14 protein-coding genes are annotated in these 16957 nt (G+C 65.1%); 10 read left to right on the top strand and 4 right to left on the bottom strand.

The genetic code is table 11. The features are described 5' to 3' along the window. Window positions 1–73: 73 nt before the first annotated feature. A complete protein-coding gene (locus HWY05_RS00915; RefSeq protein WP_208459068.1) occupies window positions 74–1666 on the bottom strand; it encodes a gamma-glutamyltransferase family protein in 1593 nt (530 codons plus the stop codon). A gap of 120 nt (window positions 1667–1786) precedes the next feature. Continuing rightward, a complete protein-coding gene (locus HWY05_RS00910) occupies window positions 1787–3832 on the bottom strand; it encodes a zinc-dependent metalloprotease (protein ID WP_176057103.1) in 2046 nt (681 codons plus the stop codon). Between the two features lie 358 nt (window positions 3833–4190). On the opposite strand from HWY05_RS00910, the gene atzF reads away from it, so the two are divergent. The 9 genes from atzF to HWY05_RS00865 all read left to right on the top strand — a co-directional run bounded on the left by atzF (window position 4191) and on the right by HWY05_RS00865 (window position 13718). After that, entirely contained in the window at window positions 4191–6110 is a 1920-nt protein-coding gene (gene atzF / locus HWY05_RS00905; RefSeq protein WP_176057102.1) for an allophanate hydrolase, read from the top strand. A gap of 23 nt (window positions 6111–6133) precedes the next feature. Continuing rightward, window positions 6134–7231, top strand: coding sequence for a BMP family ABC transporter substrate-binding protein (locus HWY05_RS00900; protein WP_176057101.1), 1098 nt, complete (start codon window positions 6134–6136; stop codon window positions 7229–7231). Between the two features lie 75 nt (window positions 7232–7306). Further along, window positions 7307–8431, top strand: a complete 1125-nt coding sequence (locus HWY05_RS00895; protein ID WP_176057100.1) for an ABC transporter permease — start codon at window positions 7307–7309, stop codon at window positions 8429–8431. Beyond that, complete coding sequence (locus HWY05_RS00890) at window positions 8424–9350, top strand: ABC transporter permease (RefSeq protein ID WP_051980811.1); 927 nt, start codon at window positions 8424–8426, stop codon at window positions 9348–9350. Before HWY05_RS00895 ends, HWY05_RS00890 begins: the two co-directional genes overlap by 8 nt. Window positions 9351–9453: 103 nt before the next feature. Further along, the gene (locus HWY05_RS00885) at window positions 9454–10146 is read left to right on the top strand and encodes an isochorismatase family cysteine hydrolase (protein WP_176057099.1); all 693 of its coding nucleotides are present in this window, start codon (window positions 9454–9456) and stop codon (window positions 10144–10146) included. 2 nt (window positions 10147–10148) lie between these two features. Beyond that, complete coding sequence (locus tag HWY05_RS00880; RefSeq protein ID WP_176057098.1) at window positions 10149–11792, top strand: ABC transporter ATP-binding protein; 1644 nt, start codon at window positions 10149–10151, stop codon at window positions 11790–11792. After that, complete coding sequence (locus tag HWY05_RS00875) at window positions 11789–12484, top strand: isochorismatase family cysteine hydrolase (protein ID WP_176057097.1); 696 nt, start codon at window positions 11789–11791, stop codon at window positions 12482–12484. Before HWY05_RS00880 ends, HWY05_RS00875 begins: the two co-directional genes overlap by 4 nt. Further along, window positions 12475–12897, top strand: coding sequence for an oxalurate catabolism protein HpxZ (hpxZ, locus tag HWY05_RS00870; RefSeq protein WP_176057096.1), 423 nt, complete (start codon window positions 12475–12477; stop codon window positions 12895–12897). The genes HWY05_RS00875 and hpxZ overlap by 10 nt, the downstream gene beginning before the upstream one ends. Before the next feature lie 35 nt (window positions 12898–12932). After that, on the top strand, window positions 12933–13718 hold the full coding sequence (locus tag HWY05_RS00865) for a GntR family transcriptional regulator (protein ID WP_176057095.1): 786 nt from the start codon (window positions 12933–12935) through the stop codon (window positions 13716–13718). Between the two features lie 42 nt (window positions 13719–13760). Here the strand turns inward: HWY05_RS00865 and HWY05_RS00860 are convergent, their stop codons facing one another. Beyond that, the gene (locus HWY05_RS00860; RefSeq protein WP_035557230.1) at window positions 13761–14804 is read right to left on the bottom strand and encodes a rod shape-determining protein; all 1044 of its coding nucleotides are present in this window, start codon (window positions 14802–14804) and stop codon (window positions 13761–13763) included. Between the two features lie 120 nt (window positions 14805–14924). Beyond that, the gene (locus HWY05_RS00855; RefSeq protein WP_035557227.1) at window positions 14925–15326 is read right to left on the bottom strand and encodes a hypothetical protein; all 402 of its coding nucleotides are present in this window, start codon (window positions 15324–15326) and stop codon (window positions 14925–14927) included. Window positions 15327–15618: 292 nt separating this feature from the next. Between HWY05_RS00855 and HWY05_RS00850 the strand changes: the two genes are divergently transcribed. Then, on the top strand, window positions 15619–16860 hold the full coding sequence (locus HWY05_RS00850; RefSeq protein WP_231585040.1) for a GNAT family N-acetyltransferase: 1242 nt from the start codon (window positions 15619–15621) through the stop codon (window positions 16858–16860). The last annotated feature ends 97 nt before the right edge of the window (window positions 16861–16957 follow it).

Here is a 16957-nt window from a genome sequence, read left to right as displayed (position 1 = left end):
CAGGCTCGTTGCGCGGGCTGATCCGGTTTCCCGTAGGGCCGTTGCGCCGTGCCGTAACCGGCTGGCTGGCTGACTAGAAATCGACGCCGAGCGCGCGCCCATCGCTGCGTGGATCGTGCGCGCCGCACGCCGCGCCGTTCGCGTCGAGGCGAATCACGCCAGGGTGACCCGCCAGCGGACTCTGCACCGGGATCGCGCTGACTTCGTGCCCGCGCGCGGCGAGGGCCGCGAAGACGTCGGCGCCGGCATCCGCTTCGAGTTTCAACGCATCGCGCGTGTCGGAGAAGGTTTTGCCCAGCAGGAAACGTGGCCGGGCCAGCGCGGTCAGCGGGTCCATGCCGTAGTCAATCAGGCGCGTGAGGATGGCGGCCAGCGTTTGCGGCTGACCGTCGGCGCCTTGCGTGCCGAACAGAAAACGCGGCCGGCCGTCTTGCAGATACATGCCGGGATTGAGCGTGTGGAACGGGCGCTTGCCCGGTTGTATCGCGTTGTGATGCGTGGGGTTCGTGCTGAACGACGCGCCGCGGTTGTGCCACAGAATGCCCGTGTCGCCCGCCACCACGCCGCTGCCCCAATCGAAGTACACCGTTTGCAGCACGCTCACGCTACGGCCCTCGCGATCCGTCGCGCCGATGAACACCGTGTCGCCCGGCCGGAACGTGTGCGGCCACGGCCGTGCGCTGTGCGGGTGGATGGTGCGTGCGTGCGCGTCGAGGGTGGCGGCGCAGAGCATGTCGTCGACCGGCACGTGCGTGAACTCCGGATCGGCCACGTAGCGATCGCGATCCATGAATGCGCATTTCACCGCTTCCACCAGCAGGTGATAGTAGTCGGCGCTGCCTTCGGCGATCTGACCCAGATCGAAGCGTTCGAGTATCCCCATGATCTGCAGCGTGGTGACGCCCTGGGTTGGCGGTCGCATGCTCACCAGTTCGCCACCGCGGTAAGCAACCCGTAGCGGCGCTTCATCGCGTGCGCGGGTTTGGGCGAGGTCGCTCAAGCGCAGCGGCGAGCCGGCCTGCTGCAAGCCGCGAGCCATGCGTTCGGCCAGTTCGCCGCGATAAAACTCCTGCGCACCGAACCGGGCCAGACGGTCGAGGCTTCCTGCCAGCGCCGGTTGCGCGAAGCGCTCACCAATGGCGGGAATCCGGCCGTGCGGCGCGAACGTCGCGGCGAAGCCGGGCAGGGCGCGCAATTCATCGGCACGCAGACTTTGCCAGAAGTGCTGCGACGGCGTCACCGGGAAACCCTCGCTGGCGTATTCGATCGCGCGCGCGAAGAGTGCCGCCCACGTCTGCCGGCCGCCCCAGACCGTGCGGCTGATCTCGTCGGCCTGAGACCAGGTATCGACCGTGGCAGCGCTGGTGAGCGCTGCCGTCGCGCCGCGTAGCGGAATGGCGCCGTCGAATGCGGGCAGTTGCGCCGCGGCCTGACCGATGCCCGATAACGTGCGCAGCGTCCCGTGCCGGTCGGCGATAACCCAGAACGCGTCGCCGCCTAAACCGGTGAAGTGCGGATACGTCACGCACAGCGCCGCGCCGATCGCTATCGCGGCTTCGATCGCATTGCCGCCCGCACGCAACACGTCGCGGCCGGCCTCGCTAGCTAACGCATGAGGACTGGTGACCATGCCGCCGGTCGAGACGGCGAGTCGGGTATCGGGCAATGGCTACTCCGCAGCGAGAGACGGGGCGTGAGCGAACCCGTCGGAGTACGGAGTATAAATTCGCGCGCCGTGCAGACAATAATCGGCACGGCGCGTTACTACGTGACGCGTTCCGCGTCGTTACTGGATAACAAAGTTGGCAGGTGAAACCGCGAAGAAGACATTGCCGATGCAACTTACCCTGACGCGACCTTTCGCGGTCCGCTCACTCACGCGCGGCAGCATGACGGACGCGCTGCCGGTGTTCGGTACGGCAGCAGCCAGCGGGCGCGGCAGATAGGTGTACCCGCCATCCACCGAGAGGTCGATACGCACCGCCGTGCACGAGATCGGCGCCTGGTCGGTGCTCGCGACGTCCCAGCCGATCGATTGGACGGAGCCGCCGGATAGCGTCGCCGAGCGTCCCGGCAGTGTCACGGCAAAAGGACGCGCGGTCTTCAGCACATTGAGCGTGACATCCGAGCTGGCGGTGGTGTTCTGGAGGGTATCGCGCGCCGTCAAGCGGAACGTCAGTGTGCGGTTCGTGGCGGGGTAGGCCTCTCCCTTGCCCAACGGCTCGTCACCGAGGACCGCCGCGAGGCGCGGGAACACGCGCTCGCCGCTGATATTGGGGAGATAGGAACGGAACAGCGGACCCAGGCCGTCGTCTTTGAGTACGATGCCCTGCACCGGCCCGGCATCGAACTGTTCCCAGCCATACGTCATCCTTGCGCGTGTGCTTCCGGTCGCGTGGCCCCGCAGGACGAACGGCGTACCCGAGGGGATCGTCAGCGTGTCGAGGCCGCCGGCCGACAGACTGAGCGGCTCGAGGGTCGGCGCGCTGCCCGGATTGAGACGTTTAACCGCGCAGTCGCCGCCTTTCGATGAAATCCAGGCATTCACCTGAGCCTGAGTGACGGCATGGAAGTACGGATCCGAGTGATCCTGCAGATTCTCCACGGGCAGACACATGCCCGCGTATCCCATGATCGTGGAGCCGCTGCCGGGTTCGAGCGCCGAGCCCGGTAGCGTCGATCTTCCTCCGCCGCAGCGGTTGAAGGTATGCCAGGCGCCGAATTGATGCCCCAACTCATGCGCGACGAAATCGACGTGGAACGCATCTCCCACGGGATGGGTCCGTCCCGACATGCCGGCCGCCTTATTGTTTGTACCGGCATCGTTGCGGCAGGTGTTGCCGATACGTCCGGCGGCGCCTCCGCTAGCCGTGGTGACGACGTGCCCAAGATCGAAGCCGGCCGCGCCGACGACACGGTCCAGATTCTCGACGTTGGCCAGCAATACATCGCCGCTATTCAGGTACGGGTCGGTGGCGGCCTTCGTATAAATAAGCTTGTCGTTATTGGGAATCAGCGTGAGATGCACGTTGAAATTCTGCTCGAATATTTCATTGACGCGGTTGATCATCAGGCTGATGGACGCCAATCCGCCGGCCACCGTGCCGCCGAATTTGGCGGTATAGGCACTGGTCGCCGCCACGGCAATACGATAATCGCGGCGAATATTACCGGTCGCGGTGCGCGACTGGGACGCGTCGCGGTTCGCGTCGAATTGTCGATCGCCGGAAGCCGAATCGCTGATGTGTTCGTGAAATGGCTGATCCGAAGCAGGGAGCGAATGACGGCGGAAGCTCCAGTATTGTCCGCCGCGCGCCGGGGCGTTTTGCACCTTACCGCTCAGCGTTTCCGCGGGCTGCACCAGCCAGGCGCCGTCCTTGTCGTAGACCATGGCTTTCATGCCTTGCGGCGACATGTCCAGACGCACGGTGCGTCCTTCGGCGTCACGGCCCTTCAGGCTGCGGATTTCCGGGTAGCGTTGGGCTAGCGCCGGCGGCAGGGTCCCGGAATCGGACAGGACAAACTCGGAAAAACCGCCTTCAGGTAAAGGTAAAGACAGCCGGATATCCGGGTATTTAGATCGTGGCGTTATTTCTTCTGAAACTATCGGAATGGCCGCTATTTCTGATTTTAAGCTGGCGAAATCCAGGGTGAGAATTCGCCGCTGTGCCGGATATCCCGCTTCAATTCTTGATCTCAGTGTGTCGTTTCGCGGATTGCCTGAATCTTGCCAAAGTGCTTGCGTATCGGCTGCATTAGCGGCGGAAAGGAGAAAGACGCCCGTTAAAAGCAGGGTGCAATAAATCAGAACGTGTTTTAACGTTCGCGGCATAAGATTTCCCTCGCGATATTCCGATCCAGAAACACGCTCATTCGATCGGGATAATGAATTGAATAAGTGGCGGCTACCGGGCGAAATATAACGTCGGCGCCACGGGCGGACTATGCGTCGCAACGGCACACGGCCGGGCGCAAAGACTGGGCGAGCCGGCCCCGAGTTGGTGAGCGCTGCACCATGAGTGCGGCTGGCCGTGAGCGCCGCAATGATGCGCCGGGACCGACAGCGTCGCCTCGCAACCCTTACCAGGTAAGCCGCGCAGGCTCTGCACCGAAGCCGGCACTGCATTTGGCATAGCTCCTGCTTAGTTGAGTTCAAACTTGTATTCAAGATTGGACTCAAGGAAAACAGCGTGTCTATTCCACGACCTTTTACGGTTCGCAGCCTTCTCGACGACTATGCCTCGGGCGTTCTCACGCCGTCTCAAGTCGTAGCGTCGGCGCTCGCACGTATCGACGGCATCGACCGGCCGGAAGTCTGGACGCTCCGTGTGCCGGGCGCCGACCTGATGGCGCGCGCCCGTGCGCTCGACGTGGCCTATGAAGAGCAGGGCGGCGCCGTCTTCGAGCGCATGCCGCTGTTCGGCGTGCCGTTCGCGGTGAAGGACAACATCGACGTCGCCGGTCTGCCGACCACCGCCGCTTGCCCCGCGTTCAGCACCACGCCCGACGTGTCCGCGTTCGCCGTGCAGCGTTTGCTCGATGCCGGCGCGATCCTGATCGGCAAGACCAATCTCGACCAGTTCGCCACCGGCCTCGTCGGCACGCGTTCGCCGTATGGCGCCGTGCGGCATCCGGTGGATCCGCTGCGTGTGTCGGGGGGTTCGAGTTCGGGCTCGGCGGTCGCCGTGGCGGCGGGCTGCGTAGCTTTTTCGCTCGGCACGGATACCGCCGGGTCAGGGCGGGTGCCTGCCGGATTCAACGGACTCGTCGGGTTGAAACCGTCGCTGGGACTGGTCAGCAAGCGCGGCGTGGTGCCGGCCTGCCGCAGCCTCGACACGATTTCCGTATTCGCGCACGACGTCGGCGACGCGTGGCGCGTGCTCGTCGAAATCGCGGCTTTTGATCCGCTCGATGGCTATTCGCGCAAGCTGCCGATGCAGGGTCTGCTGCACGCCGCCCCGCGGATCGGCGTGCCGGATTCGCTCGAATTTTATGGCGACGCCGCAGCGAGCGAGGCGTTTTCGTCGGCGCTCGACACACTGTCGACGCATCTGTCTTTGAGCCTCCAGCCGGTCGACTTCGAACCGCTCAAGGCAGTTTCCGCGCTGCTGTACGACGGTCCGTGGGTCGCTGAGCGCCGTGCCGCGCTCGGGGCTTTTTTCGACACGCATCGTGAAGCGATCGACCCGGTCGTCACGAAAGTGATCGGCCAGGCGGACCGGTTCAGCGCCGTCGATGCGTTCAACGGCCAGTACGCGCTCGTCGATCTGAAACGGCGCGCCGAAGCGTTGTTCGACACCATTGACGTTTTGATTGTGCCGACCGTGCCGACCCATCCGTTGATCGCGGACGTCGTGGCCAATCCGGTCGAACTGAACAGCCAGCTCGGCTACTACACGAACTTCGTGAACCTGCTCGATCTGTGCGCGTTGGCCGTGCCGTGCCGGCGTCGGCACGACGGCTTGCCGGCCGGCGTCACGCTGATCGCGCCAAGCGGCGCGGATCGTCGGCTCGCGGAACTGGGGGCGCGGATCGAGGCGCTGTTCGCCGACGCAAACAGCGTTGCCGCTGGAACGAGCACCGACACCATCGCCAGCGCGATCGCCCCTTTGCCATTCCAGGAACCCAGCGTCGCACTCGCCGTGGTCGGCGCGCATCTGCGTGGCCAGCCGCTGAACTGGCAGCTTCAGCAAGCCGGCGCGCGCTTCGTCGAAGCCACCGCCACAACGGCCGATTACCGGCTCTACGCGCTCGCCAACACCCAACCGCCCAAACCCGGCCTGGTCCGCACGGACGCGTCGCACCAGGGCGCACCGATTGCCGTCGAAGTCTGGCAGATCCCGCTGCGCACCTTCGGCCCATTCGTCGCCGACGTACCCGCGCCGCTCGGCATCGGCACGCTGCAACTCGCGGACGGTCGCGCGGTGAAGGGCTTTATCTGCGAACCGTCGGCCGTGAGCGACGCCAGCGGCGCGCACGACATCACCGCGTTCGGCGGCTGGCTCGCGTGGCTCGACAGCGCCACGGCCGAGCGCGCCGAGCCGCACGACAGCCCGCACGGCGACTCGCCCGCCGGTCTTCAGCCGAACCCGCAAGCCAACGCTCTCTAACCCTCGATCAGGAATTGGACACCATGACCAGCCGCCGCCATTTCATCACCAGCGCCAGCATGCTGACGCTCGGCAATATCCTGCCGTTCCAGTCGGTGTTTGCCGCGCCGAAGACCACCGTCGGCGTGATCTACGTCGGCGCGCGCGGCGACTACGGTTACAACCAGGCGCAGGCGCAAGCCGCCGCCGTGATCAAGAAGATGCCCGATGTAAAGGTGGTCGAAGAAGAGAACGTGCCGGAAACCATCGCCGTGCAAAAAACCATGGAAGCGATGATCGAACAGGACGGCGCCACGCTGATCTTCGCGACCTCGTTCGGTTACTTCGACCCGCACGTGCTGAAGATGGCGGCGAAGTATCCGAAGGTGCGTTTCGCGCATTGCGGCGGTTTGTGGAAGCAGGGCAACCCGCCGAACATCACCAGCTACTTCGGCTATATCGACGAATGCCAGTACCTGAACGGCGTGGTCGCGGGTCATATGACGAAGAGCAAAAAGCTCGGTTTCGTGGCCGCCAAACCGATCCCGCAGGTGCTGCGCAACATCAATTCGTTCACGCTCGGCGCGCAGTCGGTCGATCCGTCGATCACCACCCAGGTGATCTTCACCGGCGACTGGTCGATGCCGGTCAAGGAAGCCGAGGCGACCAACAGCCTGGTCGATCAGGGTTGCGACGTGGTGACCTGCCACGTCGACGGTCCGAAGGTCGTGGTCGAAACCGCGGAGAAACGCGGCGCGATGAGTTGCGGCTATCACGCGAGCCAGGCGGCGCTCGCGCCGAAGGGTTATCTGACCGGCGCCGAGTGGGACTGGGCGACGCCGTACAAGCAACTGGTGACGGGCGCGCAGGCCGGCACGCCGCAACCCAACGTGCTGCGCGGCGGCCTGAAGGAAGGCTTCGTGAAAATGTCGCCGTACGGCGCGAAGGTCAGCGCGGCCGCGAAGCAGAACGCCGACGCGATCAGAACCAGCATGGTGGCCGGTAATTTCGTGATCTTCAAAGGCCCGATGAAGGACAACAAGGGCGGCATGGCGATCGCCTCGGGCGCGAGCCACGGGCAGACCGACTACACGCTCGAGAGCATGAACTATCTGGTCGCGGGCGTCGTCGGTCAGATCTGATCGCGGCGCGGCGCGTACGTGATGTTTTAGCTTGACGCGTTTGCCTGACGAAATTGCGTGAATCGAGGAGCCGTGATGCGTGCCCATCCCCCCAATCCCTTCGCCGCGAGAGCGCTGCTGTCGCTCCTGCCCGCGCTGCCGACCGTGTTGGCGGTGCTCGGCACCTTGCTGCTGTTTTCGCTGTTCCTGCTGGTGCAAGGGCAGCCCGCGCCCGATGCAATCGGTTTGATCTTCGAAGGCGCGTTCGGCTCGTCGTTCGCATGGCAAAGCACCTTGCTGCGCGCGGCGCCGCTGATGCTGACCGCGTTGTGCGTGGCGTTGCCGGCCCAGGTCGGGCTGATCGTGATCGGCGGCGAAGGGGCGCTCGCGCTCGGCGGGCTGGGCGCGGCGATCGTCCCGCAACTGCTGCCGCACAACACGCCCTGGCTAATCGCCACGCCGCTGATGGCGCTCGCCGGCATGCTGGCCGGCGGCATCTGGATCGGCGCGGTCGGTGCGTTGCGGCAGTGGCGCGGCGTCAACGAGACGATCAGCAGCCTGCTGATGTCGTATATCGCGATCGCCGTGTTCAAGCATCTGGTGGAAGGACCGCTGCGCGATCCCGCGAGCCTGAACAAGCCGTCCACGCTGCCGGTGCCCGACGCGTTGATGATCGGCTCGATCCCGGGGCTCGACACGCATTGGGGCTTGTTCTGGGGCGTGGTGGCATGTATCGCCGCGTGGGTCTTCGTGAAGTTCAGCACGCAAGGTTTCGCGATGCGCGTGGTGGGCGGCAGCAATCGCGCCGCGCGGCTGGTTGGCCTGCCCGTCAACCTGCTGGCGCTGAGCGCCTGCGTGCTCGGCGGCGCGGCGGCCGGCCTCGGCGGCATGTTCGAGGTCGCGGCGGTGCAGGGCAGCGCGAATGCGTCGCTGCTCGCGGGCTACGGTTACGCGGGCATCCTGGTGGCCTTCGCCGCGCGCCAGAATCCGCTCGCCATCATTGCGTGCGCGTTGATGATCGGCGGCATCGAAGCGAGCGGCAGCCTGCTGCAACGGCATCTCGATCTGCCCGACGCCACCACCTTGGTGCTGCAAGGCCTGCTGTTCGCCAACCTGCTCGCGTGGGAAGCGCTCGGCCGCCGGATTGCCGCGTGGCGCGTCAAATTGCAGGCCGCCGCGCGCACCGAACCTGCCGTGCAACTGGAGCAGACCCATGCCTGATATGCACTCGCCCATCGTGATCCTGTTGCTGTCGCTGTTCGCCGGCGCAATCCGCGTCAGCACGCCTTATCTGTTCGTCAGTCTCGGCGAGTGTCTGACCGAGAAGGGCGGGCGCGTGAATCTCGGCCTTGAAGGCATTCTCGTCTCCGGCGCGATGAGCGGTTATGCCGCTGCGTTTCTGAGCGGCTCGCCGTGGGTGGGCGTGCTCGCCGCCGGACTGGTCGGTTTGCTGCTCGGCTGTCTGCACGGTCTCGTGTGTTCGTTGCCGCGCGTGTCGGACATTGCGTTCGGCATCGCGTTGATGCTGCTCGGCACCGGACTCGCGTTCTATCTCGGCAAACCCTTCATCGAACCGCAAGCGCCGATGCTGCCGTTTATCGATCTCGGCGCGTGGTCGTCGTCGCCGCAACTGCATAACGCGCTGCATCTGAATCTGCTGTTCGTGATCGGCGTGGCGCTGGCCTTCGTTCTGCAATGGGGGTTGCGCAATACCCGCTGGGGCATGGTGCTGCGGCTCGTCGGCGATCACGCCGAAACCGCGCGCGCGATGGGCTATCCGCTCACCCGCGTACGCATCGCCGCGACGGCGGTGGGCGGTGTGTTCGCGGGAGTCGGCGGGGCGTATCTGTCGCTGGTGTATCCGGGGAGCTGGAACGAAGGGCTCTCCAGCGGACAAGGCTTGATGGCGGTCGCGCTGGTGATTTTCGCGCGCTGGCAACCGTTGCGCTGCCTGTGGGCCGCGTTGCTGTTCGGTGCGGCCGGCGCGCTCGGGCCCGCGTTGCAGGCGGTCGGCGTAACCAGCGGCTACTACCTGTTCAACGCCGCGCCGTATGTGCTGACGCTCGCGATCATGATCGTCAATTGCCGTCCGGATCGCACCCTCGCGGGCGCGCCCGGCGAACTCAGCCTGACCCGCTGAAATGTTCACGCCGCTGCAGACGTTGTTGCTGCTTTCGCCGCACACGGAAAGCCGAACGCATTTTCCTTCGGCGCACACGAACCCCAACGAGGACATGCCGACCATGACCCGATTCATCGAAGCCAAGCCGTACCCATGGCCCTACGACGGCAACCTGCGCCCGGACAACACCGCGCTCGTGATCATCGACATGCAGACGGATTTCTGCGGCCACGGCGGCTATGTCGACAAGATGGGTTACGACCTGTCGCTCACGCGCGCGCCGATCGAGCCGATCAACAGTGTGCTGAAGCCGCTGCGCGAGCAGGGCTTCACGATCATCCATACGCGTGAAGGGCACCGCCCCGATCTGTCCGACCTGCCCGTCAACAAGCGCTGGCGCAGCCGTCGCGCGGGCACCGAAGGCGTGGGCATCGGCGACGACGGCCCGTGTGGCAGGATCCTCGTGCGCGGCGAACCGGGCTGGGAGATCATCGACGAACTGAAGCCGCTGGCGGGCGAAATCGTGATCGACAAACCGGGCAAGGGCTCGTTCTGCGCGACCGACCTCGAACTGATCCTGCGCACGCGCGGCATCGTCAATCTGATTCTGACGGGCATTACCACCGACGTCTGCGTCCACACGACCATGCGCGAAGCCAACGACCGCGGCTTCGAATGCACGCTGCTGGCCGACTGTTGCGGCGCGACCGATCCCGGCAATCACGCCGCCGCCCTGCACATGATCACGATGCAAGGCGGCGTATTCGGCACGGTCTCGAACTCGACCGCGCTGCTCCAGACCTTGGGTGGCTGATCATGGCGACGGCACAGCGACAAGCGCTCGGCGTGGAAGTGATGAACGCGGGCAAATCGTTCGGCGCATTCCGCGCACTGGACGGCGTCTCGCTCAAGGTGAAAGCCGGCACGATTCACGCGCTGCTCGGCGAAAACGGCGCGGGCAAGAGCACCCTGGTCAAGGGGCTGGTCGGCTACGGCCTGCTCGACGACGGGCAGATCGCCGCCGACGACCGCGAGGTCCACATTCATTCGCCGCGCGACGCGCAGGCGCTCGGCATCGGCATGGTGTATCAGCATTTCACGCTGGCTAGCGGGCTGTCGGTCGAAGAAAACCTGTTGCTCGCGCGCGGCCAGATGCCGTGGAAAATCGACTGGAAAGCGGAACGCGCCGCGCTCGCCGCGTTCATGCAGCGCATGCCGTTCCGGCTGCCGCTCGACGCACCGGTCGCCGCGCTGGCGGCCGGCGAAAAGCAGAAGCTCGAAATTCTCAAGCAGCTTTATTTGCAGCAGCGTTTTCTGATCCTCGACGAGCCGACCTCGGTGCTGACGCCGCAGGAAGCGGATGAGGTGCTGGGCCTGATGCGCGCGTTGACCACGCGCGGCGAGTTGACAGTGCTGATGATCACGCACAAGTTCCGCGAGGTGATGGCTTATGCCGACGACGTCACGGTGTTGCGCAAAGGCCGTCAGGTCGGCACGAGCGCGGTGGCGGACACGAGCCGCGACCAGCTCGCGGCGTGGATGATGGGCACGGCGACCACAACGCCCACCACGACCGCAACACCCGCCGCCGCCAACGCCGCCGTGCTTGCCGCCGTCAAGGTAGAACGCCTCCCACGCAAACCGCTCGACGAATCCGCCACCGTGCGTCTCGCACTGCGCGATGTATCGGTGGAAGACGATCGCGGCCACACCGCGGTGAAACACGCCACGCTGTCGGTCCGAGCGGGCGAGATTCTCGGACTCGCGGGCGTATCCGGCAACGGCCAGAAGGAACTGGTCGAAGCACTGGTCGGCCAGCGCCGCGTCAAAACCGGCGACATGCGGATCGCCGGCAAGCCGTACCACGCGACCCGCGCCGAGATGACCCAGCGACGCGTATTCGCGATCCCCGAGGAGCCGCTGAAAAACGCCTGCGTCGGCGCAATGAGCGTTGCGCAGAATCTCGCGTTGCGCGACTTCGACCGCGAGCCGTTGCGGCGCGGCGGCTGGTGGCTCGACCGTCGCGCGTTGCGCGAGCGCGCGGCGCAGCGGATCGCGGAGTTCAACGTGCGGCCGCCGCTGCCCGAACGGGCGATCGGCACGCTCTCGGGCGGCAACGTGCAGCGCGCGGTGCTGGCGCGCGAACTCGGCCAACCGGTGGACGTGCTGATCGTCGCGAACCCGGTTTTCGGGCTCGATTTTGCGTCGGTGGCCGATATTCATGCGCGTCTGATGGCCGCGCGGGACGCCGGCGCGGCCGTGCTGCTGGTGAGCGAAGACCTCGACGAGTTGCTGGAACTGGCGGACCGCATCATGGTGATCGCCGAAGGCGAACTGGTGTTCGACACCCCGGCGGCGCACGCGGATCGTGCCGTGCTCGGTCAACACATGGCGGGGCATGGCGACACCCCGGCGCGGCACGCCGTGCCCGCGGAACACGACAAGGAAGCGATTGAATGACCGCCGCCACGACCTCGACGATCGACGCTCAACCCAGCCTGTTTTCTTTCGACGCCGCGTCCACCGCGCTCGTCGTGATCGACATGCAGCGCGATTTCATCGAGCCGGGCGGCTTCGGCGAATCGCTCGGCAACGACGTCTCGCTGCTCGCCGAAATCGTGCCGGCCGTGGCCGCGCTGCTGGCGTTCGCGCGTCGCCATGGCTGGCTGGTCGTGCATACGCGTGAGGCGCATGCCGCCGACCTGTCCGATTGCCCGCCGGCCAAACGTCTGCGTGGCGCGCCGAACATGCGTATCGGCGATGCCGGTCCGATGGGCCGCATTCTGATTCGCGGCGAACCCGGCAATGCGATCGTCGAGCCGCTCACGCCGCTGGCCGGCGAGCTCGTGATCGACAAACCGGGCAAGGGCGCGTTCTACGCGACACGCCTCGGCGAAGAACTCGCGCTGCGTGGCATCACGCACCTGGTGTTCGCCGGCGTAACCACCGAAGTGTGCGTGCAGACGTCGATGCGCGAAGCCAACGATCGCGGCTACGACAGCCTGCTGATCGAAGACGCGACCGCGAGCTATTTCCCCGCGTTCAAACAGGCGACGCTCGACATGGTGCGCTCGCAAGGCGGTATTGTCGGCTGGACCGCGCCGCTGTCTTCCTTGATGAAACTCGACGGGACTCACCCAGCATGGAAATAAATCAGCCGGAGATCGTGGCGCAGGTGCAGGCGGCGTTTGCCGATTACGAACGGGCGCTGGTCGACCACGACATCGCCGCGATGAACGCGCTGTTCTGGCACACGCCGCAGACGGTGCGCTACGGCATCGGCGAAATCCAGCATGGCGGGGCGGCGATTCGCGCGTGGCGCGAGAGTTGCGAGCCGGTGCCGACCTCGCGCACCTTGCATCGCACCGTGGTGACGACCTTCGGCCGCGACTTTGCAACGGTCAGCACCGAATTCACCAGCGACGCGACACCGTTGCTCGGCCGCCAGATGCAGACGTGGGCGCGGCTCGGTCCTACTGAGGGCTGGAAAATCGTCGCCGCTCACGTCAGCCTGATCGGCCCGATTCGCGACAACGACGCACTCGACCCGATAAACGCGCCCTGAAACGCCGATAATAAGAAAAAAGGGAATCAGGCAAGATGAACGACGACCCGACGAATCTGCTCGAGACACGCAGCGTCACGACCGCGCAGGACCCGCCCGCGGCGCCCGCTGCGCCCGCTGCGGCCAGTTCGCCGGGCGCGGCCAATCCGCTTGCCGAACAGGTTTATCAGCAACTGAAAAACGACATCTTCAGTTTCCGGCTGTTTCCGGGCGACCGTTTTTCGGAAAACGGCATCGCGCAACACTACGGCGTGTCGCGCACGCCGATGCGCGACGGCCTGTTCCGGCTGCAACGCGAAGGCTATCTGGAAGTCGGCTTCCGGCGCGGCTGGAAGGTCTCGCCGATCAACTTTGATCAGCTCGATCAGCTCTACGATTTACGCATCGTGCTGGAAGTGGCGGCTGTCGAACGGATCGGCGCGGGTGGCGACACCGCGCATGCGGTGCTGGATGCGTTGAAGGCGGTGTGGTGTGTCGAACCCGCGCAGCGCGAGAGCGATCCGGTGAAAATGTTCGGCATGGACGAAAACTTTCACCGGCAACTGGTGGCCGCCACCGGCAATGCGGAAATGCTGCGTGTCCATAACGAAGTGACCGAGCGGATTCGCATTGTGCGGCGGTTGGATTTTCTGAAGCCGCACCGCACCAGCGCCACCTACGACGAACATTCGACCATGCTGAACCTGATCGAACGCGGCAGGATGACCGAAGCGATCATCCTGCTACGCGCGCATATCACGCAGAGCAAGCTGGAGGTGCGCAAGATCACGCTGTCCATGCTGGCGGCCGCGCGGGACAGCAAGTTGCCGTTCGTGTCCTGAACGGCCGCCGCCTTACTCGAACGAAAATCGCTCGCACGAAAATCACTCGTACGAGAACGCCCCGCCAAACTTCTCGATTCGTTCCAGCGCCATGCCCGAACCGCGCACCACGCAGGTGAGCGGCGCTTCGGCGACGAACGCGGGCAGGCCGGTTTCCTCGGCCAGCAGGCGGTCCAGATCGCGCAGCAACGCACCGCCGCCCGCCAGCGTAATGCCGCGCTCGGCGATGTCCGCGCCCAGTTCCGGCGGCGTTTGCTCCAGCGCGATCTTCACGGCGGAGACGATCTGATTGAGCGGGTCGGTGAGCGCTTCGAGAATCTCGTTGCTCGATACCGTGAAGCTGCGCGGAATGCCTTCCGACATATTGCGGCCCTTGACCTCCATCTCCCGGACTTCGGAGCCCGGAAACGCGGAGCCGATCTCCTTCTTGATCGCTTCGGCGGTTTGCTCGCCGATCAGCATGCCGTAGTTGCGGCGAATGTAATTGACGATCGCGTCGTCGAACTTGTCGCCGCCCACCCGCACCGAGCCTTTGTACACGATGCCGCCGAGCGAGATCACGCCCACTTCGGTCGTGCCGCCGCCGATGTCGACCACCATCGACCCGGTCGCTTCCGACACCGGCAGCCCCGCACCGGTGGCCGCCGCCATTGGCTCTTCGATCAGATAGACCTGCGAGGCGCCGGCACTGTGCGCGGCCTCCTTGATCGCGCGCCGCTCGACCTGGGTCGAGCCGCACGGCACGCAGATGATGATGCGCGGCGACGGCGCAAACATGCGCGTCTCGTGCGCCATCTGGATGAAGCGCTTGATCATCTGCTGCGTGATGTTGAAGTCGGCGATCACGCCGTCTTTCATCGGGCGGATCGCCTCGATGTTGCCCGGCACTTTGCCGAGCATCTGTTTTGCTTCTTTGCCGACGGCCAGAATGATCTTCTTGCCGTTCGGACCGCCTTCCTGGCGAATCGACACGACCGAGGGCTCGTCCAGCACGATGCCCTTGCCGCGCATATAAATCAGGGTGTTCGACGTGCCGAGGTCGATGGCCAGGTCATTGGAAAAATAGCCACGCAGAAAACCGAACATGCAGATACCTGTCTCTTGGATGCCGGGCGCATGAGCGCCGCTTGGGGAGGCCGCCCGGAGGCGGCAGGGGACCAGATGACGGTCGAAAGAGCGTGAAGAATAACAGTTTCGCGGCGCGGACTACTTGGGTGGGCGTGGCCGCAGCGAGTTGTCGGCCTGCCACTTGACGCGCTCGCAATTGTTTTTGACGCGCGTGGCGAATTCGGCCGGCGAATTCAGTTGCAGCGCGCGCAACTGCAGCGCGTCGCGTTCGCCGAGCCGCCAGCCGTTCTGCCAGCGGGTCTCGAAGTCGCTCGCTTCGGTGAGGATCTTGCTGAGCTTGTCCTTGTATTGCGCGATGTCTTCCGGCGACGCGCCGCAGAAGTCCTGGAGAAATCGCGCGCGCTGGCCGGCGGCTTCGGTGCTGGCGTTGGCGCCTTCTTCGCTCGCCCGTGCGGGCGGCGGGGTCAGCAACGTGAACAGCATGAGCAGCAGGGCGGCCGCCGCGCCCAGAGACCGATAGCAAAAACGTCTGTTATTCATGATTGCCTCCTCGTGGCGAGCCTTCGGCGCAAAGAATAACGCAGTTGCGACGCAACCGCGGCACAACGGGGGCACAACGGGGGCACAACGGCGATTCCTGCGCGGCGCTCGTTCGGCGCCACTGAAAGGTTTTGAAATGTCGTGTTGCGGTACTGTAATGTTCGGCACCGCACACACGCGAATAACGCTCCGGCGCATGCTTTGCGCATCCGTTTTCACCCATGCCGGCGATGCTTCGTGTCCGCGACGTACTTGCGCGCGCGTCAACACGTCCGGCTTTCCGGGAGCCAATGTGGACGCGATTACGCAGACCGGGCACAGCACGCAAAGTACCCCGGGCACCCCGAGCACGCGGCGTTACGACATCATCAGCGACGAAGACGATTTTCGCGCATTGCAGCCCGAATGGGATGCGCTCTGGTTAAGGGCGCACGGTTATTACTACCAGTCGTTCAGTTTTTGCTGGCTCGCATGGAAACATGTGACGAAGCCGCATGGCCGCGGGCTCAAATGCATCGTGTGTCGTGAAGCCGGGCAACTGGTGATGATCTGGCCGCTCGAAACGGTGAAGCGCGTGCTGTGGACCTATCTGGTGCCGCTCGGTCCCGAAGGCGGCGACTACACGAGCGTCCTCGTCGAGAACGACGCGGCGACGACGGCCCGGGTGGAAGGCGCCTGGCACACCGCCCGGCGGCGCTGCGGCGCCGATTTCATTCACCTGCCGTATGTGCGCAACATGCTCGATCTGCATCGGCTGGTGACACAGGAGCGTCATGTGCTGTTCGCCGAAGCGCACAACGCGTCGGCGGCGAAACTGCGCGGTCAGGGGACGTGGGACGAGTATTGCAGCTCGCTCGGCACGCTGTTCGGCAAACGGCCCGGCACCTTCGCGAACCGGCTGTCGAAGGAAGGCGAGGTGGCGGTGCGTGTGATGGATCCCACGGAGGAAAGCGAGACCGCGGCGGTCATCGAATGGATGTTCAACTGCAAGCGCAGTTGGAGCGACCGGGTCGGCAAACGCAGCGTGTGGCTCGATTCGCCGGAGTTCGAGCGTTTTCTCGGCAAGCTGATCTACTCGGCCGATGTGCCGTCCATGGCGCGCCTGATCGTGGTCACGCTGGACGAAGCGCCGGTGGCCGGGATTATCGTCAGTCTCGGCAATCCGTGGGCCAGCGCAATTTTCGCGGGCTACGACCCGTACGTCGGCAAATGCTGTCCCGGCCTGATCGCGGTCGAGCAATGCGTCAAATGGGCCTTCGATAACGGTTACGACCTCGACTTCGGCGTCGGTGTCGAGCGCTTCAAATCGTACTGGTCGCGCGACGAGGCGAGCACCGCGTGGACCGTGCAGATCGTCAATTCGATCTGGGGACTACTGGCGATGCGGGCGCGACGCGGTGCGAGGAACGTGGCTGAGCGGGTCAAGCGCCTCGCGCATGCCGGTGCGGCTGATTCAGCGGACGCGGGCAAAGCGGACAAGCCGCATGAGCCCGATTTGCAGCCTTCCGCGCGCGTACGGCCGCAGCCGGAGTGATTCGCCGGGGCTGAACAGGGGCGCCGCTGCGGTTGCACGAAGGCGAACTGATCGAGGCGGGCGATCTGACATAGACGTGATGCGCCGCCGCGTGAGG

Origin of the sequence: Paraburkholderia sp. BCC1876, from assembly GCF_902833695.1 — a bacterium.
Lineage (GTDB): Bacteria > Pseudomonadota > Gammaproteobacteria > Burkholderiales > Burkholderiaceae > Paraburkholderia.
Note: the sequence above shows the minus strand (reverse complement) of the source record. Positions and strands in the feature narration are given on the sequence as shown.

Excerpts from the sequence above, each read along its gene's own strand:
- HWY05_RS00910 (WP_176057103.1), bottom strand. The coding sequence starts at position 3,832 with ATGCCGCGAACGTTAAAACACGTTCTGATTTATTGCACCCTGCTTTTA.
- HWY05_RS00900 (WP_176057101.1), top strand. The coding sequence starts at position 6,134 with ATGACCAGCCGCCGCCATTTCATCACCAGCGCCAGCATGCTGACGCTC.
- HWY05_RS00895 (WP_176057100.1), top strand. The coding sequence starts at position 7,307 with ATGCGTGCCCATCCCCCCAATCCCTTCGCCGCGAGAGCGCTGCTGTCG.
- HWY05_RS00890 (WP_051980811.1), top strand. The coding sequence starts at position 8,424 with ATGCCTGATATGCACTCGCCCATCGTGATCCTGTTGCTGTCGCTGTTC.
- HWY05_RS00885 (WP_176057099.1), top strand. The coding sequence starts at position 9,454 with ATGACCCGATTCATCGAAGCCAAGCCGTACCCATGGCCCTACGACGGC.
- HWY05_RS00880 (WP_176057098.1), top strand. The coding sequence starts at position 10,149 with ATGGCGACGGCACAGCGACAAGCGCTCGGCGTGGAAGTGATGAACGCG.
- HWY05_RS00875 (WP_176057097.1), top strand. The coding sequence starts at position 11,789 with ATGACCGCCGCCACGACCTCGACGATCGACGCTCAACCCAGCCTGTTT.
- hpxZ (WP_176057096.1), top strand. The coding sequence starts at position 12,475 with ATGGAAATAAATCAGCCGGAGATCGTGGCGCAGGTGCAGGCGGCGTTT.
- HWY05_RS00865 (WP_176057095.1), top strand. The coding sequence starts at position 12,933 with ATGAACGACGACCCGACGAATCTGCTCGAGACACGCAGCGTCACGACC.
- HWY05_RS00860 (WP_035557230.1), bottom strand. The coding sequence starts at position 14,804 with ATGTTCGGTTTTCTGCGTGGCTATTTTTCCAATGACCTGGCCATCGAC.
- HWY05_RS00855 (WP_035557227.1), bottom strand. The coding sequence starts at position 15,326 with ATGAATAACAGACGTTTTTGCTATCGGTCTCTGGGCGCGGCGGCCGCC.